Genomic DNA, 22,361 nt, shown 5'->3' with positions numbered 1-22,361 from the left:
GACATAAAGAGACTTCAAGAGACAATAATTTGATTGGATTGCTTGATTTTACTGGGATTAGGAGACTTCAGGAGACGCTAGGAGATGTTGAGATGGCGGAGGAGGAGAGATTCGAACTCTCGGATGGTTTCCCATCGGCGGTTTTCAAGACCGCTGCCTTCAGCCGCTCGGCCACCCCTCCGCAATGGGGAGCAATATAAACATCCACGCTTATATTGTAAAGCCCTTATTGTCTTGTTTGGCGTAATTTTAAACGCCCTTTGATTTAACAGCTTAATTTATCAACGATTTACGCATTAGACTTGGGTATTGCGGTTATTTTTGCTAAATTAAATGATTATTTTTGATTGGTTAGAAGCACATGTTTGTATTTAACGGACAACAAATCGAGACAGATAGTCACGGTTATTTAAAAAACAGCAATGAATGGACCGAAGAGATGGTGCCAATATTAGCTGAACTTGAAGAAATTGAACTCACAGAGCAACATTGGGAAATTATCCGTTTTGTGCGCCAGTTTTATTTAGAGTTTAATACCTCACCGGCGATCCGAATGTTAGTGAAAGCATTAGCACAAAAATATGGCGATGAAAAAGGCAATAGCCGTTATCTATATCGCTTATTCCCTAAAGGTCCAGCTAAACAGGCAACGAAGCTCGCGGGCTTACCTAAACCTGTCAAATGTATTTAATACTAAGATGCATAATGGCGGATTGAAAAGTCTGCCATTTCTTCATATTGGCATGGTGTTGCCGACCAGAATACAATCTTACTCCCTATTGGTCCTCCAGCAGCCAACCAATCTTCTATTTTTCTCAGTACCTGCTCTTCAGCAAAAGCTCTGATCCCCACACTGCCATCATCACGATTCCACACATAACCCGTAATAGGCTGCTTTTTCATCCATTGATAAGTATGAAAGCGGAAACCGACACCTTGTACACGACCTTGAATAATATATTCTCTACCAACCTTCATTTACCTACCCTCCAAACTTATATGTAACGCAAAAATTCCGATAAGATTGTTGTCTTTTCTTTATACAATAGATAATCTGATTTTGTGAGGTTTGCATTTACACTGGATAACGACGTGTTTAATTTTGTTACACCTTGAAATTTCACTTTATGCCCTCATATACAGAAATTAATAAAGCAAGGTTTTACGGAGGTGATAAATGATGATCGCCAGCAAATTTGGAATAGGCCAGCAGGTTAGACATAAACTACTCGGTTATTTAGGTGTAGTTGTTGATGTGGATGCTGAATATTCCCTTGATCAACCTAACGAGGATGATATTGCATCTAATATGACCTTGCGATCAGCGCCTTGGTATCATGTTGTCATGGAAGATGATGAAGGACAACCGGTTCATACCTATTTAGCTGAAGCTCAAATAACTTATGAACTCTCAGATGAGCATTTAGATAATGACTCAATGGATGAGTTGTCACAATCAATCCGCAACCAATTACAGGCCCCGCGATTAAGAAACTAATTTTCTTCCATTCTTAACCTTAATGATAATCGCCGAATACATTTCGGCGATTTTACTCTGCCTATTACCAAGGCAATCCGTGGGCTTCTATCTCTTTTTTAGGACAGCGATCCATAACCACCCGCAACCCCGATTGTTCAGCTAATGCTTTTGCTTCTTCATTGATCACACCTATCTGTAACCATAAAACTTTAGCATTAATTTTAATCGCTTCTTTGGCAATCTCGAGCGCTACTGATGATTGACGAAATACATCTACCATATCAATCGCCACAGGAATATCTTGCAAATGACCATAACATTGCTGGCCTAATATTGTTTCCCCTGCCATACCCGGATTAACGGGGATCACCTCATAGCCTTGCTCTAATAAGAATTTCATGACTTTATAACTAGGGCGATCTTCTTTATGACTTGCACCAACCAGTGCAATTGTTTTGACACTTCTTAGAATGTCATAAATCTCTGAATCAACCATTTATATGCTCCGTTATCAGCAGGAAGATTGAAAATCTTATGATACATCATAGTATCTTGTTCCGCTCATAGCTTGTAAGATAAAAAAAAGGTATGTTGACAACTGGAATAATAACTGTATTTATTTTTAAAGGTAGCAAATGGAACAAATTGACCGCACACTCGCCACAGAAAAAAATATTGCGTTAGTTGCACATGATCACTGTAAAAGCTCATTGCTTGAATGGGTTAAAAACAACAGTGAACAGCTTTCTCACCATAAGTTATTTGCCACAGGAACAACAGGAAATCTGGTTAATCACCATACAGGATTAGAGGTCACTCAGATGTTAAGTGGCCCCATGGGAGGTGATCAACAAATTGGTGCAATGATTGCAGAAAAGAAAATTGATATTCTTATTTTCTTTTGGGATCCACTCAATGCCGTTCCTCATGATCCAGATGTGAAAGCGCTGTTACGCCTAGCAACAGTTTGGAATATTCCCGTAGCAACCAATCGTGCGACGGCTAATTTTCTTATTTCGTCCCCTCTTTTTTCACAAGAGTCAAAAATTAAAATTCCCGACTATGAAGGTTATTTAAAAGAACGTTTAAAATAATGCCTTATGGTTTTTTTTGCGTAGGGACACCTTGAGATTTTAATTCTGACACAAAACAAGATGGTTGTTGTTTATTAAATAATAACCATACTTGTTTTTTTGCTCTTGTTAATGCCACATACATTAATCGGCGCTCTTCAGCATCAGGATAGTCTTCAACTGGGGGTAATAAAGCGGTTTCTATAATCGACTCTCTTGCCGGAGCTGGAAATCCGTCTTTACCCGATTGTAAACCTAATATAATCACATAATCAGCTTGTTGACCTTTTGAAGCATGAAAAGTCATAAACTGTAATTTTAATTTGGGCCAGCGCGTTTTCGCCTTTTTCAATAAATCAGGTTGTAAGTAATGATAACGCGCTAATAAAAGGATCGTTTCATCGTCACTGACATAACCACTCATTTTATTTAATAAACTTTCTAATTGATCATCCGGCAATAATACAACGGCTTTTTTATTACCTTTTGTTAAGCTATTTAAAGGTTTAGCTAATTGATTAGGATTTTGTTGAATAAATGTATTGGCAACGTCACCTATAGTCGAATTAAAACGATAAGTGGTATCTAATGCACACTCAGCACCATCACCAAAAGATTGATGAAACGCTGTTGTTAGTAATAATTCAGCCCCACTAAAGCGATAAATAGCTTGCCAGTCATCACCAACTGCAAATAATGAAGTTTGTGTATTTTGTTGTTTTAACGCATTTAATAGTGCTGCTCTTAGTGGTGAAATATCTTGGAATTCATCCACCAGAATATGTTTCCAAGGACTGACGAAACGCCCTTTTTCTATCAGATTAATGGCTTGATGTAATAGCCCTGAAAAATCAATGGCATTCTCTTCTTTTAATGCGGTTTTCCATGCCTTTAACAGTGGTGCTAATAGTTTTAAACACTTTTTAAATGCATCCGTATATTCTGCAGGCACAGAATCAATCATTGTTTTTTGGCTACCACCTTGCATTCTTAATAAACTGATCCACCGCTCTAACCTTACGGCAACTTGATTTTCTAATTTTTTATCATGCCAAAACTCCCCATCAGGGACTTCCCATGCTAGCTCTTCAGATAACCACTCACGCCAGCCTTTCGCTTGTGCTTTTTTCTGCTGACACTGCTCACGCCACTGCGTTAACAATAGTGTTCTTCTCTTTTCACTATTGATTTCTAATTCGCTGATCTTGGGTTGTTTTTTAGTTGACTGTTGGATAATAAATAATGCCAATGCATGAAAGGTTTTCGCCGTAATATCAGCGTTTAAGCGCTCAGATAAACGTTGGTTCATCTCTTCAGCGGCTTTACGTCCAAAAGCCAATAGTAGAATTTGTTCAGAGGTTGCTAGTTTACGACGTAACAACCACCCTGCTCTTGCCACTAGTACCGACGTTTTACCACTACCAGCACCCGCTAATACCAATATATTATCTTCACCGTTGATAACGGCTTTACATTGCGATTCATTTAAAGGCGATGTTTCAATGGTAGTAAAAAACTCCGCATGCTCTGTCAACATACGGGTGATCCATTGCTCATTTTCTTGCGCAATTAATGCCTTACCTTGCTGTAACCACTGTAAACAGCGTTGATAATGCACCTTACAGTTATCAAATTGAGCAAGTCGTTCCAGAGGAAGAGGAAGAGCAGAAAAACTTTCTTGGATAGCCTGTTGAATACCGGCTAACTGGTTTTGTTTTATCCATTTATCGCTTTGAATTATATCTTGGATAGAAGAGAGTTGCTTTTCAAGTACTTGCGCCGTTATCTCACTCATCTCTTGGCTCCATATTTGCCAAGTTTGATAAAGATAGCGGTAAAATTGTTGCGTTTCTTCCCAGTCCGTTCCATGCAAACGAACCACTTTATTGTCGGGCAGTAAAAACTCTAACTCTCCCCACACAATGCCTTTTTTACAAAAAATGTCGATCAATTCATTAAAAGGAATTAAATATTGATGCTTTTCACCACTGACCTCAATACCCGCATTTAACAATTTTACCCTGTTATAAGGATGCTGAGCTAAACGTTGTCCCATTGGGGTTGATTTCAGTTCCATTCTGTAATTCCTACAATAAATAACAAATAGTCTGTCGTTAAACTCTTTTTTATCTGTAATAAACCCTATATTCTAAGAGGTAATTATCTCCATCTTGTTTATTTAAGGGCTTTTTGTGTTCAATTTGTTTAATGGCGCCCGCCGATTTATCTATAATAGCCACTTTTTATATTATATTCGCATAATAATCGCACTTACGGGAACGACTTTATTTCCATGGGCTTTAGGACAAGAACCAAAATATACTATACCTCTTACATTAGGTGTTGTCGCAGCCGCATTAACTGACTTAGATGATAGGCTTGTGGGCCGCTTAAGAAACCTTGTGATCACCTTATGTTGTTTCTTATTAGCATCAACATCCATCGGATTACTCTACCCTTACCCTATTTTATTCTTTTGTGGTCTTGCTATCTCCACTTGGGGGTTTATTTTATTAGGCGCCTTGGGTCAGCGTTATGCTACCATCGCCTTTGGTGCGCTATTAATCGCTATTTATACCATGTTAGGTATGCCGATTTTCCCAGAATGGCATGAACAACCTATTTGGCTCCTTTTAGGCGCGATTTGGTATAATTTGCTTACCTTAATTGGTCACCTACTTTTCCCTATTCGTCCCGTTCAAGATAGCCTTACGCGTTATTATCAGCAGCTTTCCGCTTATCTAGAAGCCAAGGCCGCATTATTTGATCCCGATATTGAAGGTGATCAACAGCAATTACTGTATAACTTGGCATTGGCTAATAATCAGTTAATTGAGGCAATGAGCCAAACTAAACTAACATTACTAAGCCGTTTAAAAGGTGATAGGGGCCAGCGTAGCAGTCGTTTCACATTGCATTATTACTTTGTGGCTCAAGATATTCATGAACGGGCCAGCTCTTCTCATATTCAATATCAATTACTGAGTGATAGATTACGCCACAGTGATGTCCTTTTCCGCTTTCAGCGCTTACTGTCAATGCAAGCAAGAGCCTGCGAACAAGTCGCTCAATCTATTCTTTGGCATAAAAAGTACCAACATAATCCTCATTTTGAACGTGCAATCACTCATTTAGAAAATGCACTTAATAATGTAAAAAACAGTACTTCTGATCCACAAATTATTGCGCCACTCTATAATTTATTACAAAACTTACAGGGCATCGATGCTTTATTAAAAAGTATTAGTACAGAGCAATATCAAATCTCTCATGACCAAAAAGAAGAAACTCAGTTATCTGATGAAGGGCTTACTGGGTGGCGAGATATCGTGCTAAGAATAAAAGGTCACTTAACACCAAAATCAGCTCTATTTAGACATGCAGTACGAATGTCACTTGTCTTATGTATAGGTTATGTGATCATCCAGTTTTTTGATTTGCATCGAGGGTACTGGATTTTATTAACCAGTTTGTTTGTTTGTCAGCCTAACTATAATGCGACACGTAGACGATTAACATTACGGGTCAGTGGCACTATTATTGGTATTTTAATTGGTTTCCCTATTCTCTATTTTGTGCCTTCCATCGAAGGTCAATTAGTGCTTATTGTTGTGACAGGTACGCTCTTTTTTGCTTTCCGAACCGTACAATACGCTCATGCCACTTTGTTTATTACCCTACTCGTTTTATTAAGTTTTAATTTATTAGGTGAAGGCTATGATGTCGCACTACCGCGGATCATTGATACGTTAATTGGTTGTGCTATTGCCTGGTTTGCAGTCAGTTTTATTTGGCCGGATTGGAAGTTCCGTCAGTTGCCATTGCTCATCCAAAAAACCAATGACCAATAACTGCTACTATCTTGATGCGATCCTCATTCAGTATTATCAAGGAAGAGATAATAGCGTTAATTATCGTATTGCACGTCGTAATGCACATAGCAGTGATGGTGAGTTAGCATCTTTAATTTCTAACATGTCATCAGAGCCTAAAAGCTTTCAAACCTCTCAAGAAGAAGCATTTAAATTACTTTGTTTAAATCATACTTTACTGAGCTATATTTCAGCATTAGGTGTTCATCGTTGCAAAATTGAAGATGAAGCAGTACTCACCCTGCTTAATGATACTGTCTGTTATATTGATTCAGCGTTGAGACGTAAAAAACCACAAGATAATGATTTTATACAATCTCACGATCAACTTATCGCACGTGTTAATGCACAACCAAGTTCAGATAACGCCCGTATTCAATTAGTGTTAACGCAAATACGCTTGTTACTGGATTTATTGCCACAAATTGTCAATTGCATTGAGCTAATTGAGCAAACAGAATGGCAAAACGATAAAGATAAATTAGCTACAGCTTGATGGATAAAAAGTTATTTTCTCTAATTTCTATTAGAACCTTAGAGAAAATAACAGACTCTATTGGCTTAAGTTTGCTCTTATTCCGTTATTCCTGTTCATTCTAATGTACTCAAGTCCGAGTACTGTAGTTTAATAGGATTTAACGGATAACTCTTTATACCAATTTAACAATTCCATTTTTAATTGACTAGGTAACACAGAGCGATGACAGCCAACAATAGCACCTGCTAACGCAAGCAATAAGTCGCTATTTCCTTGCTTAGGTTGCGCAATCAGTTTTAAATAACATGCCTTCGCACCGATCGTACGTAATTCCTCGATACGGTTAATCCCAACTTGATTCAGCTTTTTCTCTAATGCTATGCCCAAATTGGGTAAATCTTTGATACGACGAGGCTGCTTTTGCTGCCCTAAAAACTCCTGAGTACTATAGTGATATGCAAAATCGATATATTGATTGAGCTTAGCGCTATTACGCCATATTGCTTGCGTAATACGATAATAGCGCAATGTAATGGGGATACCTTTTTTTAGATAGACGTATGCATCCATGTTGTTTGCTTTATAGAGTGTTTCAGCAAAACCACTCCCTTTTAAATAAAATTCATTATCAGCAGTAATCGCAAAGATAACCTCATCAACCATTAAGCTATAACCGCCGAATTGAGACTTCTTACTTAACTTTCCATATTCTGCTACGCGCGATAATAAATGAGCCTTCCTTTGCTCAGGTAAAATTGACATCAGATCTCCAAACCACAAAAAATATTTTTTATCTTAAAATTCAAATATATGACTGTATTCTTGATGGTTAAGACAATAAATAAATGTCCTTTTTTTGCCAATAGTTACCCGCTCAAAAATATGAATTTACATAAATTTTGAGAGCAACTTTCAAAAAATTGATCTTGATTTAAGTGAAACTCAGGTATACTGTATATACATACAGTACATATTGAACGAGGTAAATATGAAACTCTCAACATCATCTTTGGCAAGACAAAATGGCCTTTTCCAAGAGATCTCTACTGAGGTATTACCTCTCTCTATGGCCTCCGATGCAATTACAACAACAATGCCCGATAATAGACAAGGCATAGTAAGTGAACTTCTTTACCAAAATCCCTTGATGATTAACCACATCTTACTACCTCTGTTAAAACAGTATAGCCATGAATCACGTTGGTTACTGTGGTTAAGTCCACAACAAAAATTAAATCGTAGTTGGTTAAAAGAAACCGGCTTACCCCTGAATAAAATCATTCAACTCAATCATGTTGATTCAATTAATACTGTGGAATTAATGGAGAAAGCGCTACTAAGTGGAAACTACAGTGTAGTATTGGGTTGGTTACCAGAAATATCGTCAGAAGAGATGAAAAGATTAGAATATGCTGCCAGCATCGGTAAAGCGTTAGGTTTTATCATGCGACAACAAAACAGTAATCATATCCAAATAGAAAACAATAATTCCTCTAAACGACATTTAAACTCGATAAAAATTCATTCAAATCACTACCATTAGTGAAATTTAAGAGTTTTCCTAATACTCATAACGCAACATTATCATTTAAGATAAGTCATAATCAATTGTAACTTAAATCATATGGTTACAAGAAATTTAACAAAAATATAGAATAATTCTTATTGTGAATAACGGCCGATCTTTTTAAAATTTTAAGTCGAATTTTAAAGGGATACTTGTAACTTTTTAAGTTCATTGTAGACTTTATATCGTTAAGGTTATGCTTTAAATCCCGTTTTTGGGGATCATCATTTGATGAAAGCATCGAATTCCTAACAATAATTTAACCAAGGGCAAATAATAAGGCTTAAAGCCAAATGCCTAACTTGGATGATAACGAGGCGTAAAATGAAAAAGACAGCTATCGCATTAGCAGTGGCAGTGGCAGCTTTCGCAACTGCAGCGCAAGCAGCTCCAAAAGACAATACTTGGTATACCGGTGGTAAATTAGGTTGGTCTCAGTATCAAAGTACTGGTAACAATTGGGACGGCGTGAATATCGGTAACGGTAGCACACACAAAGACCAAATTGGTGCTGGTGCATTTGCTGGTTATCAGTACAACCAATACTTAGGTTTTGAACTGGGTTATGACTGGTTAGGTCGTATGGCTTATAAAGGTTCATACAACAACGGTGCATTCAAAGCTCAAGGTATCCAATTAACCACTAAATTAAGCTATCCAGTAATGGATGACTTAGACGTTTATACACGTTTAGGTGGTATGGTATGGCGTGCAGATTCAACTGCAACTATTAATGCAACTTCAGCAGGAACTCAAAAACGTTTCTCTGAAAATGATACTGGCGTTTCTCCAGTATTCGCATTAGGTACTGAATACGCGATCACTCCTAACATTGCTACTCGTCTTGAGTATCAGTGGATCAACAACATCGGTGATAAAGGTACTCTGAACGCTCGTCCAGACAATGGTATGCTGAGTGTTGGTGTTGCTTACCGTTTCAACCAAGAAACTCCAGCTCCAGTTGTTGAGCCAGCTCCAGTAGTTGCTCCAGCTCCAGTTGTTGAGAACAAAACCTTTACTCTGCGTTCAGACGTTCTGTTCAACTACAACAAATCTTCTCTGAAAGCTGAAGGTCAAGAAGCACTGAATGGTCTGTACAATGAATTAGCTAACATCGACCCAACTCAAGGTCGTGTCGTAGTTATCGGTTACACTGACCGTATCGGTTCTCAAAACTACAACCTGCCTCTGTCAGAAAAACGTGCTCAATCTGTAGTTGATTACCTGGTATCTAAAGGTATTCCTGCAAACAGCATCTCTGCAGAAGGTCGTGGTAAAGAAAACCCAGTAACTGGCAACACTTGTGACAACGTCAAAGCTCGTGCAGCTCTGATCGATTGCTTAGCGCCAGACCGTCGTGTAGAAATCGAAATCCAAGGTACAACTGAAGTTGTTGTTCAACCTGGTCAATAATTCAAATAGTAGAGACATCTACTGTAATGAATTCTAAAAAAACCCTGCTTCGGCAGGGTTTTTCTTTTGATGATGACTTTAAATGATTAGCAGAGATATTCTCTATACCTCTTAAGTTAACGCTATACTGATGATCTCTCGATAATAAACAACACTATCGTCATTCTACTCTTTTTTCTGTTTGTCTCGTTCTAGTAACTCAATTAGGCCATCTTTTAGGTTATGTACTTTTAGTGCATATTGCTCTTTTCGCTCCGCATCTTCGATAAGCTGGACAATCGTTTCTGATAATGTCAAACCTCGGCGCTGAGATAGTGCTGATAGGCGTTGCCAAACTTTAAAAGTTAAATCGATAGATTTTTTACGCGTATGCTGATGTTCAGCATTAAAATAACGCTTTCTTCGAGCACGAATAGTTTGCTTCATTCTATTCGATAACTCAGGGTTCATATGTAAATTGATCCATTCAAGGACTTTTAATGGTTGAGATTCAAGGCGTAATAGTTGCTCAACCACTTCATCGGCGGCGCTCTTTTCGACATAACGGGTGATTAATTCACCTTCGCGATGTTTTTTTACTAAATAAGCCCACTTCCAGCCACATTCTAGATTTTCTAACTGTTGATATTTCATACAAATCACCGTGACAACGTAACTATATACTAGCATATCAACAATTTTGCCAAAAAACTGCCTTAAACCGAATATTTTTGCTTAAATTATCACCAAAAAAGATAAGTAGCTTTTGTTACCTCCCACCGACAAATGTCAGAAGGGATAGTTTTCTAACCACGTTGTGATAGAATCGTGCGTCGCTATAATAAAACAATACATTCAATTTAATAGGTTATAGCAAAAGTAATGGCAACGTATATTCCCGGCCAAAAGTATAGACATAATATAACTGTCAATAGCTGTCTTATTGCAGGATAGATACCAGCTATTAACGCTTTATGTTAACTTCCATGTTCACTACTCAATAATAAAAACGGTAACCTTGAAAAACAACGAATTAGAATGGCAGGCGTTACGCCCAGATTACGCCTCCTACCAGACTTTCTTTCAAACAGCATCGCAATTGCCTGCATCTTCACTTCGTGAGGTTCAACCTCGCTTATATGAAAGCTTACAGTGGCTAAATAATGCAGAAGCAGGCCAATTTATGCTGTTAAAAGCAGAAGATTCTACTGCTTATTTCGAAACACTCGCTGATACATTACAACAAGCAGAGATAAAAAATTATCCTGTTGTAGGTGCCTATCAAGCTGAGTCTAATCAAATTTATTGGCAAGATAATGTAGAAGGTTCATTTTCATCATCAGAATCTATTGCTTGTTGCCAATGGATAGAGCCTGAACAACTTTTTGGTTCATTTTATTATCATAAAGATAAGCTCCTCGTTAACCCAGGACTGCTGCATAAAGTTAATGGTGGTATTTTAGTCTTATCCATTAAAACGCTCTTAGCACAACCCTTAATGTGGTTCCGACTGAAAAAGATGGTTGAAGAGCAACGCTTTGAATGGTTAGTGTGGAATGACCATCAAGCCCTTCCTTTGCCTATTGAAGCCATGCCCCTTCACTTACGTGTTATTTTAGTGGGCGATCGCCTAAGCTTAGAAGAGCTTGAGTTTATGGAGCCTAATATCAGCAGTACGGCGCTATATGGCGAATATGAATACGATATGTATTTAGAAGATGAAACCGCCCTGAGCCAATGGTGTGGTTTTGTTAATGGACTTTGCCAAAAATATCGTCTTCCTTCATTATCTGCTGATGCTTGGCAAGTATTACTGACTCAGGGCGCAAGAGAGCATGAAGATCAGCTTATCTTATCTCTCGATCTTGAATTCCTATTACGCCAATTGCGTTATGCCATGCGTTTTAATCATGACGCTTATCTTGGTGCTGAGGCGCTTAAAAAAGCGCAAGAAAATCGTTTATGGCGACATAGCTACTTATTAGAACGAAGCCGTGATGAAATATTACAAGGCCAAGTCACTATTCACACTGAAGGTGAAATGGTAGGCCAAATAAACGGTCTTTCTGTCTTAGATTATCCCGGTTATCCCGATCTAATTGGCGAGCCAACTCGTATTACCTGTGTGGCTCATATTGGTGATGGCGAACTGGTCGATATTGAACGAAAAGCAGAATTAGGTGGCAATATCCATGCAAAAGGCATGATGATTATGCAAGCCTACTTAAATTCTGAATTACGATTAGATCAGCCACAACCTTTTAGTGCTTCCGTCGTTTTTGAACAATCTTACGGTGAAGTAGATGGTGATAGTGCCTCACTAGCAGAATTATGTGCGCTAATCAGTACATTGTCACAACACCCAATTGATCAACAAATCGCCGTAACCGGTGCCGTAGATCAATTTGGTCAGGTACAACCTATTGGTGGTGTTAATCAAAAAATTGAAGGCTTTTTTGATATCTGTCAGCAAAGAGGATTAACAGGATCACAAGGGGTTATTATACCGCTGGCAAATGTGCGACATCTGGTTTTAAACGAGAGCGTGATACAAGCCGTCAAAGAAAATAAGTTCCATATTTGGCCGGTTGTCCATGTTGCAGAAGCTATTACTTTGCTAACACATCAGCCTTATTACGAAGAACAATGTGAAAATCCACAATCAAATGAACACTTGTTAGCTGTTATTCATGATCGAATAACACAAGCGAATAATCAGGATAGGCCTAAGTTACCTTGGTTCCTACGCTTATTCAGATAATTCTGTTTCAAGTGATCGGAGTTGTTCAGCGTACAAGTGTAAGCTATTCTGTTATCTTACACTTGATAAAGGCTATATAAACAATGGTTGATAAACGCGAATCTTATTCTAAAGAAGACCTCATTGCTTCAGGCCGTGGTGAATTATTTGGCCAAGATGGCCCACCACTGCCTTCAGGTAATATGCTAATGATGGATCGCATCATTAAAATGACTGAAGATGGCGGCTCCCATAATAAAGGCTTTATCGAAGCAGAATTCGATATCAAGCCAGACTTATGGTTTTTTGATTGCCACTTTGTCAATGATCCTGTTATGCCGGGTTGTTTAGGGCTTGATGCAATGTGGCAACTGGTAGGTTTCTACCTAGGTTGGTTAGGCGGTGAAGGTAAAGGCCGAGCTTTGGGTGTGGGTGAAGTGAAATTCACTGGGCAAATTCTACCAACAGCCAAAAAAGTCACCTATAAAATTGATTTCAAACGTGTTATCAATCGCAAGCTTATTATGGGTATCGCTGACGGTGAAGTTTATGTTGATGGTAAACTGATTTATGAAGCCAAAGATTTAAAAGTCGGCTTATTTAAAGATACCTCAGCATTCTAAGTCAATATTACACATAGATAGATAAGAGCCTATTCTCTTCGATGAGATTAGGCTTTTTCTTTTATGGTGGTATGGTGGTATCTCAGATAAGAGTACTTGGCAAGTTTTCGCCCTACCGTACTTTACAACATAAAAAGGCCTACCGCGGTAGACCTTTTTATTTCCAATTCACAGTTGTTATTTATATTCAAATTGTCCTATGTTCAAGTTATTCATAGGAATATGCATAAATAACCCTCTTTTGATTATCAATTAAATCTTGGTGATAATATTTGCGATAACACAGGTGTCCGCAGTATCACGTCGACGGGTTATTTATTTTGCAAGCCCAGGGCGATCTTCCATGGCCTGTCGCCAACCTCCTAGCCAATGTGAACGTGCATCAATGGCAAAATAGGGACACTGCTCTTTTGAACGACCTTGCATACCGGCTTGGTAACCTTTCGATAATGCTCTAGCTAAACGATCTCGTTTCTGTCTTTTCATATTTAGACAACCCTCACGTTCTAAGTTTAAGCGGAAAGATAATGATTGTTTTTCATACAACCACTATAAATTGATACGCTTTATTGAGGATTTAAGCAAGTAAAGAAATTAATATAATTGTCATATTTGTGATACTAAGCTGGATCCTATTTAAATCACCTTAGATTACAATTAATTATATTTAATATAATTAAATAATTTATATCTATTTGTATTTATTAATAAAAGACATAAAGCAAATCATAACAAGCTGATTTTTATTTATTTTTATAAAAAAATAATATTAAAGATCCGATTTCTGACCTAAATAATAAAAACAATCGCTTGAAAATAAATAATCGATTTTTTTCAATTTATGTCAATATAACAATCCTATTAGAATTGCCTATTTTCTACTATTCACAGTAGTAAAAATAAAATTTATGCCAAATAACCATAGCAACATTAATGATATAACTTAAGTTATCGACAAATATGAAGCCTGTTAACTAAAAAACCTCTATTAACTCAAATTCTTCAAATATTAATTCCATATCTGGAGAGTAGGTGCCTTCTCGCATAAAGAATTCTTTATGTCCTTGTTGCCAATATGACAAGCTTAGATCACCCTCACCTTCTTTACGCGCTAACTGTTCTGTGACTTCAGAAAAACGTACCAATGTTAAAGAGCGTGTTCTGATAACACAAATAGGAACCCCATGACTATTTAAAATAATATTGTAACCACCAATTGTTGGCGTGACTGGATCACTAAAAAAACCACTTAATGAGCTACATGTTGCTGTTTTTTTTCTTTCAACGACAAGTTGTGCAAGTTCATCAGCAAGCTGCGGATTATCCCCGAAAGACCAACAAATCGCTGTAGGGTATTTCTTTTTTATCAATTCCAGCATGAGATTTTTCTCTCGTTATCTCGAATAAAAAACCAACACCTGATTTTAGTCAGGCATTGGTTATTCCTATATTACTGTATAAAACAATTAATATTGTGATTTAATTGTTTTTGCGATCTCAGCGACGACATTCTGCCATCCTTCCCCTAGCGTACGTACCAGAGCCGGATAGCCATCTTCCGTTTGTGTTAACGCGACAGAAAAAGGCTGACTAATCACTTTATTGCCTTGAGTGTAGATCCAATCACCAGCAATAATCACTTTGCCGTCATATCGACCTTGAAAATAATTAACATTGACAGTCAATTTAGCAAGTTTATCTTCAATAGGTTGTGTCGAGACCACTCGATTAGGGAATTCTTTTGCTAATCCCACAACCAGATTTTGCTGTAGCTGTTGATCAAGCGGGTTTATCCACAAATGTTGGTTAGCAACGGTATAATTGATATCACTGGTTTGATAGACAATGCCCGTGTTAACTAACATATCAGATAAACGGATAGGCTGAACCCAAATCTGATCTTGCTTTGCGCTCTCAGTAGTTGTAACAACCTTATTATTTGCACCTTGATAAACATCAGGTAATTGATAATAAGCTTTATCAGGCACACTTGAACAAGCCGTCAGCATCAATACCGCGATCCCAATAATATATTTCATTATTTTTCAGCCCTCTTTGGTTCAGGATCTTTACCTTGTTGTGCTTCAAAAATTAATGCGTTGCTCTTATTGTTTAAGGTCTTCAATAGCGGTTGCATCTCTCTTAGCACTTGATCTAAGCGTTGCATATTATCAACCATTTTACTGTATGCCGGTGAGCCAGGTTGGAAACCTTGCATACTGCGATTGATCTCTTTTAATGACTGTTGAATATCATTAGGCAGTTTTTGGAAGTCATCACTACCAATCATAGCATTTAATGATTTCAGGGTTTCCTTCGCTTCAGCAACCGCTTTTTGACTTTCGGTTAATGTCGCGGTCATCTCTTTCAACATTGGCTCAACAGGAAGATTGTTGATCTTATCCAATGAAGTCATCACTTTTTGCTGAATTTGCGTTAAACCAGAACTGACTGTGGGTATTTGTGGTAATCCTGCAACAGTTTGTGGCCCTTTCCAAGGTTCAACATCTTGATAAAAGTCCAGATCAATATACAGCGCACCTGTCAATAGATTGCCTGATTTTAACGATGCTCTTAATCCATTTTTAGCAGCAGAAGAAAGCTCTTTTACAAAATCAAAACTTTCACCTACATCATTCGCAAAACGTTCCGGCTCAACATGGATAAGCACAGGAATACGGAAATCTTTATCTAACGATTGTTGCATTTCTTGGGTGTAATAAGGTACTTGAACAACCGTACCCATTCTAATACCACGGAACTCAACTGGCGCTCCGGCTTGTAATCCTCTTATAGAATCAGAGAAAAACATAATATAGCTACGGTAATCGGTATATAACGAATTTTGAATACTCTTTTCGTTATCATAAAGTTTAAATTCTGTTTTAGGGGCTATAGCTTCACCAGGTAACCACCCCGTAGGCACATCAAAACTCACCCCACCGCTAAACAGTGTGGAAAGCGAAGCCATTTCAACACGAACCCCTGATGATGACATATCAAATGCAATGCCTGAATCTTTCCAGAAACGAACATTCGACGTGACCATTTTGTCATAAGGTGCTTTGATAAAAAGCTGGTAGTGCATATCTCGGCTTTCAATATTAAATTCACTCGTCTCAACCGAGCCGACTTGATAACCCCTAAATAATACCGGATCACCTGCATTAAGCTGGCCTGCTCTTTCACTGACTAAATTAATGCGTATCCCCTTTGCATCCGGAGAGGCCAGTGGCGGAGAGTCCAATAAATTAAATTCATCCTGCTCTTTGCCTGTTAAACCGGGTTGTAGCTCAATATAAGCACCTGAAAGTAGAGTACCTAAACCAGTGACACCTTCTTTTCCCACTTGTGGTTTAACCACCCAAAAAGCGGTATCAGCACGCAGTAGCTCTTTCATTTCATTATCGAGACGAGCTTTGATGATCACTCGACTAAAATTACTATCTAATGTCACACTTTCGACTAGGCCAATATCAACACTACGGCTCTTTATTTTAGTTTTACCTGCTTCAATACCATCAGCATTATAGGTTATTAATGTGACTTCAGGACCTTGATGACTGAAATGATAATAAAGTATCCAAGCTCCTATCAATAACGTAACAAGAGGTATTATCCAAACTGGAGACCAGCTTTTCAGTTTATTAATTTTTGCTTGTGTTAAAGCAGTATCGTTCTTTTCAGTCACCCTTAGGCTCCTTAATCATGGGTTTATCATCATCGGCAGTACATTTATCCCATGTTAACCGAGGATCAAACATCATTGCAGAGAACATCGTTAATACAACAACCAATGCAAATAGCACTACACCAAAATCGGGATAGATACTCATCAGACGTCCCATTCTGACTAATGAAGCTAAAACAGCGATAACAAAAACGTCAATCATTGACCAACGCCCTACATATTCAACCACTTCATAGAGAAAGTGCATTCTCGCCGGATCACGTTTTCCTTTGGCTTTATGTGCATCCCAACATAGCCAACCGATAGCCACCATTTTTAAACTGGGTACCATAATACTGGCAATAAAAATAACCATTGCCACAGGATATGAGCCATCTTCCCAAAGTAAGATAACCCCAGCCATTATGGTTGAGTAAAGATTATTACCCAGCGATTCCGTCACCATAATTGGCAATAGGTTAGCCGGAATATAAAGAATTAAAGAAGTAATTAAGAAAGAGAGCGTCCATTGCAAACTATGAGGTTTTCTCGCATACCCTTTTACTTCACAACGACTACATTCATATTGATCAGCCGGTAAAATAGCAGTGCAAGAACGACATAATCTTACTCCTTGCTTTAAACCTGTTTTACCTGATTCAATTTTAGGATAAGCGGGTCGCGATTCTAGTTTTTCCCATAATGTATGACGATCTAAACATTGAAATGCACGAATTTGTAATAAGCAGTAAAGTACATAAGGTAGAAAGCTTAACCCTAAGCCGATATCACCATACGCCATTAGCTTGACAAAACTGACTAAAATACCGGCTAAAAAAATCTCTGCCATACACCACGATTTTAATTGGAAAAGAATTCGTGATAGCCAAATTTGTAATTTTCTTGGCAGCTTAATGGGTGTACAAAGCAGTAAAATCGCTATCATGCAGAAAGCAGGAACCACTTGTACAAAGAGTAAAAAGAAAGCGCCTAGCTCAACATAATTTTCGCTAAACATCACAGTTGGGATCTGCATTAAAGTAATGTTATTGGTAATTCCTGCCACTTCCATACTGACAAAAGTAAATTGGCAAGCCATTAACAACATAAATAATGCACTAATCGCCAAGGCTACAGGCTGATAAAAAGGTTGTCGCCAACGTGCTGTTAGCAAAGTGTGACAACGTGGACAGGTCGCCTTGGTTCCTTGGGCTAATTCAGGAACACTCACTACCAGATCGCACTGAGGGCACAATATTTGCTCATGTTGTTCTTCATGACAAGAATGTTGACCCGAACACACAACGGCACCTCTCATTTATTTGATAATCAATAAACAACAATAAGTATAGAGACTAAAACGGGGCATTATGCCCCGTTATGAGTTGGCATACGTTATTCACCGTTTTGCATCATCTCCAACTCTTGCCATCTATCAAAAGCTGTTTCAAGTTCATTTTCCTTATCAGCTAATGCTTTTAGCACTTTTTCTGTCTCTTCATGAGGACGTGTAAAGAAATCAGCTGCAGCCACTTCTTCTTGTAAACAACCTAATTCCTCTTCTAAACGTTCCAGTTTAGCGGGCAGTTGTTCAAGCTCGCGGATCAAATGATAGCTTAACTTATTGTTACTTCGTGTAGCCTTTTTGGCGTTCTGTTTTGGTTTAGTCTCTTTTTCAGTTTTTTCTGGTGCATTACGTGACTTATTCGCTTCATTTTTAAGAGAAACAGACTGTGCCCGCTGCTGCTGCGCATCATAATAGCCACCAACATAGCTATTGATTACGCCATCACCTTCAAAGATCCAACACTCCGTAACACTATTATCAACAAATTCACGATCATGGCTAACCAACAACACAGTGCCTTGATAAGCATCCACCAGCTCTTCTAATAGTTCTAATGTTTCAACATCAAGATCATTAGTTGGTTCATCAAGAATAAGTAAATTGCTTGGTTTTAAGAACAAACGAGCAAGCAATAGACGATTTCTTTCGCCCCCCGAAAGTGCTCTAACAGGTGTCATGGCACGTTTTGGTGGAAATAAGAAATCTTGCAAATAACCTAAAACATGACGAGGACGACCATTTACCATCACCTCTTGCTTACCTTCTGCAAGGTTATCCATCACTGTTTTATCAGGATCAAGTGTGGCACGGTGTTGATCAAAATAAGCAACTTCTAATTTAGTGCCGCAATGAATACGACCACTATCTGCTTTTAAATCCCCTAACATCAATTTGAGTAGTGTGGTTTTACCACAACCATTAGGGCCAACTAAGGCAATTTTATCTCCTCGTTGCACTTTTGCAGAGAAGTCCCGAACGAGCCTACGCGTACCGATGCTATAATTAACATCTTCTAATTCAAACACAATTTTACCTGAGCGCGTTGCTTCTTCGACCTGCATACGAGCACTGCCTAATACTTCGCGACGTTCACTTCGTTCAACTCGCAGTGCTTTTAATGCCCGTACACGACCTTCATTACGAGTCCGGCGAGCTTTGATCCCTTGACGTATCCATGCTTCTTCTTGCGCTAATTTCCGGTCAAACTCAGCATTTTGTTGCTCTTCAACACGCAATGCTTCTTCTTTACTTTCCAGATATTTATCGTAATTTCCCGGCCATGAGGATAGTTTTCCGCGATCTAAATCAATAATGCGGGTTGCCATATTACGAATAAATGATCGGTCATGGGAAATAAAGACAATGCTACCTTGGAAATCCTTTAAGAATTTCTCTAACCATAAGATAGTTTCTATATCTAGATGGTTGGTGGGCTCATCCAAAAAGAGCACTTTCGGTGCGCTCACTAATGCGCGCCCTAATGCGGCTTTTCTTAACCATCCTCCAGAAAGTGAGGAAAGCTCTGCTTCGCCATTTAACCCTAATTTTTCCAGTACTTCAGCAATACGGCTATCTAATAACCAGAGATTACGGTTATCGAGCACTTCTTGTAACTGAGCTAATCGATTAAGATTTTTTTCAGAAGGATCCGTTTCTATTACCTTTGAAACACGATGATATTCGGTAATATATTGCGCATCTTCTGCAACGCCTTGCGCGACAAAATCAAAAATGGTGCCTTCGATATCTCTGGGGGGATCTTGTTGTAAACGTGCAGTCACCAGATCTTGTTCATACACCACTTGCCCATCATCTAAGGGCTGCTCTTTGGCTAACACTCTTAATAGGGTCGATTTTCCGGCACCATTGCGACCGACTAAACAAACGCGTTCATTTTCATCAATAAACAAGTCTGTATTATCTAATAAAGGGGCATCACTAAACGCTAAATAAGCCCCAGTCAAACTAATTAACGGCATTGTAAATTATTCCTCACCAGCATGATTTAATAGCCAGCAATTGTGGATTTGGCGGTTACGTGCAAAATCTTGCGATAACGTTTTTTGTGTTATCTCTTTTGCTGTTAACCCAATATTCGCTAATGCTTCATGATCCATTTTGAAACCACGTTTATTATTTGAGAACATAATTGTTCCGTCTTTTCTTAACAAACGTTTTAGATGTTTCATTAATTCAATATGATCACGTTGTACATCAAAGGTATTTTCCATGCGTTTTGAATTAGAGAACGTCGGAGGATCGATAAAAATCACATCAAACTGTTCATTACTTTGGCTTAGCCACTGTAAGCAATCCGCCTGCATTAAACGATGTTGTCTACCTGATAATCCATTTGCTTGAAAGTTTTTCTCAGCCCATTCAAGATAAGTCCTTGACATATCTACTGTTGTGGTACTTTTAGCTCCCCCCAACCCAGCATGGACTGACGCGCTACCGGTATAAGCAAAGAGATTTAAAAAGTCTTTTCCTTTGCTCATTTCACCTAACATTTTGCGGGCAATGCGGTGATCTAAAAACAGTCCAGTATCGAGATAGTCGGTTAAATTCACCCAGAATTTGGCACCAAACTCATCAACTAAAAAGAAATCACCCTTCTCTGCCATTTTTTCATATTGTTGTTTACCTTTTTGGCGTTGACGAGTTTTTAAAATTAGTTGATCAGAGCGTAATGCTAAAACCTCCATGGTGGCACTAATCACATCAAATAAACGCTGGCGTGCTTTATGTTCATTAATAGTTTTTGGAGGTGCATACTCTTGGATCACCACTTTTTCGCCATAGCGATCTACCGCAACATTATATTCTGGTAAATCAGCATCATATAAGCGATAACACTCAATTTGCTGTTGTTTTGCCCATTTTGCGAGTTTTTTCTCATTTTTACGTAAACGGTTAGCAAAATCTTCCGCCAGTCGTGTATTAATCGTCGAAGGTGTTTCTGATAATAAATAGTTTTTTTGTACACAATCTAACGGGCCATTTTTAGCTTTAAATTCACGCTCAGCACGTAACTGAATACAGCTTAACAATTCAGGAGAAGCACTAAAAAGTGATAATCGCCATCCTGGGAAATGGGCTTTTACCGCTCGTCCTAACTGGCTATGTAAGGCAATGAGTGCGGGTTCACTTTCTAAACGTTCACCATAAGGCGGGTTACTAATAATCGTCCCTTTAACACCCGTGGATACTGGATTAGTCAGTTTTGCTGCATCACCTTGGGTAAAAGTAATTAAATCGGCCACATCCGCACGACGTGCGTTGGCTCTTGCCATATCTAATACACGTTTATCCACATCGAAACCATAAAAACGCGCTTGAGTATTCTTTTTACCTTCACGGAAGCGGGCAAATGCTTCATGAGTGACTTCTTTCCATAGCGCTTCATTATGTCCTAACCAATGACGAAAACCCCAATGGACTCGATTTAAAGCGGGGGCACAATCCGTCGCCATCATTGCCGCTTCAATAAGTAAAGTACCTGAGCCACACATAGGATCAATTAATGGTGTATCGGTTTTCCAACCTGAACGCATAATAATCGCTGCGGCTAGATTCTCTTTTAGCGGTGCTTGCCCTGTTAAGTCACGATAACCACGTTGATGTAATCCATCGCCACTGAGATCTAAAGATAATGACGCTTTTTCTTTATGTAGATGTATAGTTAAACGAATATCCGGTGATTGCTTAGCAACATCCGGTCGTTGCCCTATTTTACGTTGGAATGAATCGACGATAGCATCTTTCGCTTTTAATGCACCATATTGGCTATTACGGATCACATCATTAGTGCCATTAAAGTGAATAGCAAAAGTATGATTAACTGTAAATACTTCGCTCCAATCAATTGCTTGCACACCAAGGTATAAATCTAGATCACTGTAGACATTAAATTCATTTAGCGGAAGCATGATGCGAGAAGCTAAACGGCTCCAGAGCAAAGACTGATACATGGTTTTATCATCAGCACGGAAATAGACACCACCTTGCGTAATCTGGCAAGACTGGGCACCAAGGTGTTCAAGTTCAGTTTTTAATAATTCTTCCAGACCTCGGCCTGTGCTGGCAAACAGAGAGCGCATAATATTGTTACCACCTAA

The 22,361-nt window shown here is 38.5% G+C and carries 19 protein-coding genes, 1 tRNA gene and 1 pseudogene; 8 read left to right on the top strand and 13 right to left on the bottom strand.

Translation table 11 applies throughout. The annotated features are described in order from the left end of the window. Window positions 1–93 precede the first annotated feature (93 nt). A tRNA-Ser gene (locus HMPREF0693_RS07870) sits at window positions 94–181 on the bottom strand. Window positions 182–361: 180 nt separating this feature from the next. Here HMPREF0693_RS07870 and tusE point away from each other — a divergent pair. After that, window positions 362–691, top strand: a complete 330-nt coding sequence (gene tusE, locus HMPREF0693_RS07865) for a sulfurtransferase TusE (protein WP_004244693.1) — start codon at window positions 362–364, stop codon at window positions 689–691. Window positions 692–693: 2 nt separating this feature from the next. On the opposite strand, the gene HMPREF0693_RS07860 is transcribed toward tusE, so the two are convergent. Then, window positions 694–978: an acylphosphatase gene (locus HMPREF0693_RS07860; protein ID WP_004244692.1), complete on the bottom strand. Its 285-nt coding sequence runs from the start codon at window positions 976–978 to the stop codon at window positions 694–696. A gap of 199 nt (window positions 979–1,177) precedes the next feature. On the opposite strand from HMPREF0693_RS07860, the gene hspQ reads away from it, so the two are divergent. Further along, complete coding sequence (gene hspQ, locus HMPREF0693_RS07855) at window positions 1,178–1,498, top strand: heat shock protein HspQ (RefSeq protein WP_004244691.1); 321 nt, start codon at window positions 1,178–1,180, stop codon at window positions 1,496–1,498. 64 nt (window positions 1,499–1,562) lie between these two features. Here hspQ and HMPREF0693_RS07850 read toward each other — a convergent pair whose 3' ends face one another. Then, window positions 1,563–1,976, bottom strand: coding sequence for a CoA-binding protein (locus HMPREF0693_RS07850; RefSeq protein ID WP_004244690.1), 414 nt, complete (start codon window positions 1,974–1,976; stop codon window positions 1,563–1,565). Between the two features lie 139 nt (window positions 1,977–2,115). Between HMPREF0693_RS07850 and HMPREF0693_RS07845 the strand changes: the two genes are divergently transcribed. Further along, window positions 2,116–2,574 carry a methylglyoxal synthase gene (locus HMPREF0693_RS07845; RefSeq protein WP_004244689.1) on the top strand — a complete coding sequence of 153 codons (459 nt, stop codon included), beginning with the start codon at window positions 2,116–2,118 and terminating at the stop codon, window positions 2,572–2,574. Window positions 2,575–2,578: 4 nt separating this feature from the next. Here the strand turns inward: HMPREF0693_RS07845 and helD are convergent, their stop codons facing one another. After that, window positions 2,579–4,630 carry a DNA helicase IV gene (helD, locus tag HMPREF0693_RS07840; RefSeq protein WP_004244688.1) on the bottom strand — a complete coding sequence of 684 codons (2,052 nt, stop codon included), beginning with the start codon at window positions 4,628–4,630 and terminating at the stop codon, window positions 2,579–2,581. A 115-nt stretch (window positions 4,631–4,745) separates the two neighbouring features. Between helD and yccS the strand changes: the two are divergent. Then, window positions 4,746–6,921, top strand: a pseudogene (gene yccS / locus HMPREF0693_RS07835) (YccS family putative transporter). Window positions 6,922–7,050: 129 nt separating this feature from the next. On the opposite strand, the gene HMPREF0693_RS07830 reads toward yccS, so the two are convergent. Beyond that, window positions 7,051–7,665: a TfoX/Sxy family DNA transformation protein gene (locus tag HMPREF0693_RS07830; RefSeq protein ID WP_004244685.1), complete on the bottom strand. Its 615-nt coding sequence runs from the start codon at window positions 7,663–7,665 to the stop codon at window positions 7,051–7,053. Between the two features lie 226 nt (window positions 7,666–7,891). On the opposite strand from HMPREF0693_RS07830, the gene sulA reads away from it, so the two are divergent. Together sulA and ompA are read left to right on the top strand one after the other, a co-directional pair. Beyond that, window positions 7,892–8,446 carry an SOS-induced cell division inhibitor SulA gene (gene sulA / locus HMPREF0693_RS07825; RefSeq protein ID WP_004244684.1) on the top strand — a complete coding sequence of 185 codons (555 nt, stop codon included), beginning with the start codon at window positions 7,892–7,894 and terminating at the stop codon, window positions 8,444–8,446. Between the two features lie 348 nt (window positions 8,447–8,794). Continuing rightward, a complete protein-coding gene (ompA, locus tag HMPREF0693_RS07820; RefSeq protein WP_036932288.1) occupies window positions 8,795–9,883 on the top strand; it encodes a porin OmpA in 1,089 nt (362 codons plus the stop codon). A gap of 165 nt (window positions 9,884–10,048) precedes the next feature. Here the strand turns inward: ompA and matP are convergent, their stop codons facing one another. Beyond that, complete coding sequence (matP, locus tag HMPREF0693_RS07815; protein ID WP_004244682.1) at window positions 10,049–10,516, bottom strand: macrodomain Ter protein MatP; 468 nt, start codon at window positions 10,514–10,516, stop codon at window positions 10,049–10,051. A 364-nt stretch (window positions 10,517–10,880) separates the two neighbouring features. Here matP and HMPREF0693_RS07810 point away from each other — a divergent pair, with 364 nt between their 5' ends. Then, a complete protein-coding gene (locus HMPREF0693_RS07810; RefSeq protein WP_004244681.1) occupies window positions 10,881–12,623 on the top strand; it encodes an AAA family ATPase in 1,743 nt (580 codons plus the stop codon). Between the two features lie 83 nt (window positions 12,624–12,706). After that, the gene (gene fabA / locus HMPREF0693_RS07805) at window positions 12,707–13,225 is read left to right on the top strand and encodes a bifunctional 3-hydroxydecanoyl-ACP dehydratase/trans-2-decenoyl-ACP isomerase (RefSeq protein WP_004244680.1); all 519 of its coding nucleotides are present in this window, start codon (window positions 12,707–12,709) and stop codon (window positions 13,223–13,225) included. 315 nt (window positions 13,226–13,540) lie between these two features. Here fabA and rmf read toward each other — a convergent pair whose 3' ends face one another. The 7 genes from rmf to rlmKL form a co-directional block, all read right to left on the bottom strand. Continuing rightward, window positions 13,541–13,711: a ribosome modulation factor gene (gene rmf / locus HMPREF0693_RS07800; protein ID WP_004244679.1), complete on the bottom strand. Its 171-nt coding sequence runs from the start codon at window positions 13,709–13,711 to the stop codon at window positions 13,541–13,543. A gap of 488 nt (window positions 13,712–14,199) precedes the next feature. After that, window positions 14,200–14,604 (bottom strand): ASCH domain-containing protein, encoded by a 405-nt coding sequence (locus HMPREF0693_RS07795; RefSeq protein ID WP_004244678.1) that lies wholly within the window; start codon window positions 14,602–14,604, stop codon window positions 14,200–14,202. An 87-nt stretch (window positions 14,605–14,691) separates the two neighbouring features. Beyond that, entirely contained in the window at window positions 14,692–15,264 is a 573-nt protein-coding gene (gene pqiC / locus HMPREF0693_RS07790) for a membrane integrity-associated transporter subunit PqiC (RefSeq protein ID WP_004244677.1), read from the bottom strand. Next, window positions 15,264–16,916 (bottom strand): intermembrane transport protein PqiB, encoded by a 1,653-nt coding sequence (gene pqiB, locus HMPREF0693_RS07785; RefSeq protein WP_004244676.1) that lies wholly within the window; start codon window positions 16,914–16,916, stop codon window positions 15,264–15,266. The genes pqiC and pqiB overlap by 1 nt, the downstream gene beginning before the upstream one ends. Beyond that, window positions 16,909–18,198 (bottom strand): membrane integrity-associated transporter subunit PqiA, encoded by a 1,290-nt coding sequence (pqiA, locus tag HMPREF0693_RS07780; RefSeq protein WP_012367738.1) that lies wholly within the window; start codon window positions 18,196–18,198, stop codon window positions 16,909–16,911. Before pqiA ends, pqiB begins: the two co-directional genes overlap by 8 nt. A 92-nt stretch (window positions 18,199–18,290) precedes the next feature. Next, window positions 18,291–20,222: an ABC transporter ATP-binding protein gene (locus HMPREF0693_RS07775; protein WP_004244674.1), complete on the bottom strand. Its 1,932-nt coding sequence runs from the start codon at window positions 20,220–20,222 to the stop codon at window positions 18,291–18,293. Window positions 20,223–20,228: 6 nt separating this feature from the next. Further along, entirely contained in the window at window positions 20,229–22,343 is a 2,115-nt protein-coding gene (rlmKL, locus tag HMPREF0693_RS07770) for a bifunctional 23S rRNA (guanine(2069)-N(7))-methyltransferase RlmK/23S rRNA (guanine(2445)-N(2))-methyltransferase RlmL (RefSeq protein ID WP_036932285.1), read from the bottom strand. Window positions 22,344–22,361 lie beyond the last annotated feature (18 nt).

The organism is Proteus mirabilis ATCC 29906, assembly GCF_000160755.1.
Classification (GTDB): Bacteria; Pseudomonadota; Gammaproteobacteria; order Enterobacterales; family Enterobacteriaceae; genus Proteus; species Proteus mirabilis.
The sequence above is the reverse complement of the archived record's forward strand: the minus strand, read 5'-3'. Positions and strand labels throughout refer to the sequence as shown.

Coding starts and splice junctions, on each gene's coding strand:
- tusE (WP_004244693.1), top strand. CDS start 362: ATGTTTGTATTTAACGGACAACAAATCGAGACAGATAGTCACGGTTAT.
- HMPREF0693_RS07860 (WP_004244692.1), bottom strand. CDS start 978: ATGAAGGTTGGTAGAGAATATATTATTCAAGGTCGTGTACAAGGTGTC.
- hspQ (WP_004244691.1), top strand. CDS start 1,178: ATGATGATCGCCAGCAAATTTGGAATAGGCCAGCAGGTTAGACATAAA.
- HMPREF0693_RS07850 (WP_004244690.1), bottom strand. CDS start 1,976: ATGGTTGATTCAGAGATTTATGACATTCTAAGAAGTGTCAAAACAATT.
- HMPREF0693_RS07845 (WP_004244689.1), top strand. CDS start 2,116: ATGGAACAAATTGACCGCACACTCGCCACAGAAAAAAATATTGCGTTA.
- helD (WP_004244688.1), bottom strand. CDS start 4,630: ATGGAACTGAAATCAACCCCAATGGGACAACGTTTAGCTCAGCATCCT.
- HMPREF0693_RS07830 (WP_004244685.1), bottom strand. CDS start 7,665: ATGTCAATTTTACCTGAGCAAAGGAAGGCTCATTTATTATCGCGCGTA.
- sulA (WP_004244684.1), top strand. CDS start 7,892: ATGAAACTCTCAACATCATCTTTGGCAAGACAAAATGGCCTTTTCCAA.
- ompA (WP_036932288.1), top strand. CDS start 8,795: ATGAAAAAGACAGCTATCGCATTAGCAGTGGCAGTGGCAGCTTTCGCA.
- matP (WP_004244682.1), bottom strand. CDS start 10,516: ATGAAATATCAACAGTTAGAAAATCTAGAATGTGGCTGGAAGTGGGCT.
- fabA (WP_004244680.1), top strand. CDS start 12,707: ATGGTTGATAAACGCGAATCTTATTCTAAAGAAGACCTCATTGCTTCA.
- rmf (WP_004244679.1), bottom strand. CDS start 13,711: ATGAAAAGACAGAAACGAGATCGTTTAGCTAGAGCATTATCGAAAGGT.
- HMPREF0693_RS07795 (WP_004244678.1), bottom strand. CDS start 14,604: ATGCTGGAATTGATAAAAAAGAAATACCCTACAGCGATTTGTTGGTCT.
- pqiC (WP_004244677.1), bottom strand. CDS start 15,264: ATGAAATATATTATTGGGATCGCGGTATTGATGCTGACGGCTTGTTCA.
- HMPREF0693_RS07775 (WP_004244674.1), bottom strand. CDS start 20,222: ATGCCGTTAATTAGTTTGACTGGGGCTTATTTAGCGTTTAGTGATGCC.
- rlmKL (WP_036932285.1), bottom strand. CDS start 22,343: ATGCGCTCTCTGTTTGCCAGCACAGGCCGAGGTCTGGAAGAATTATTA.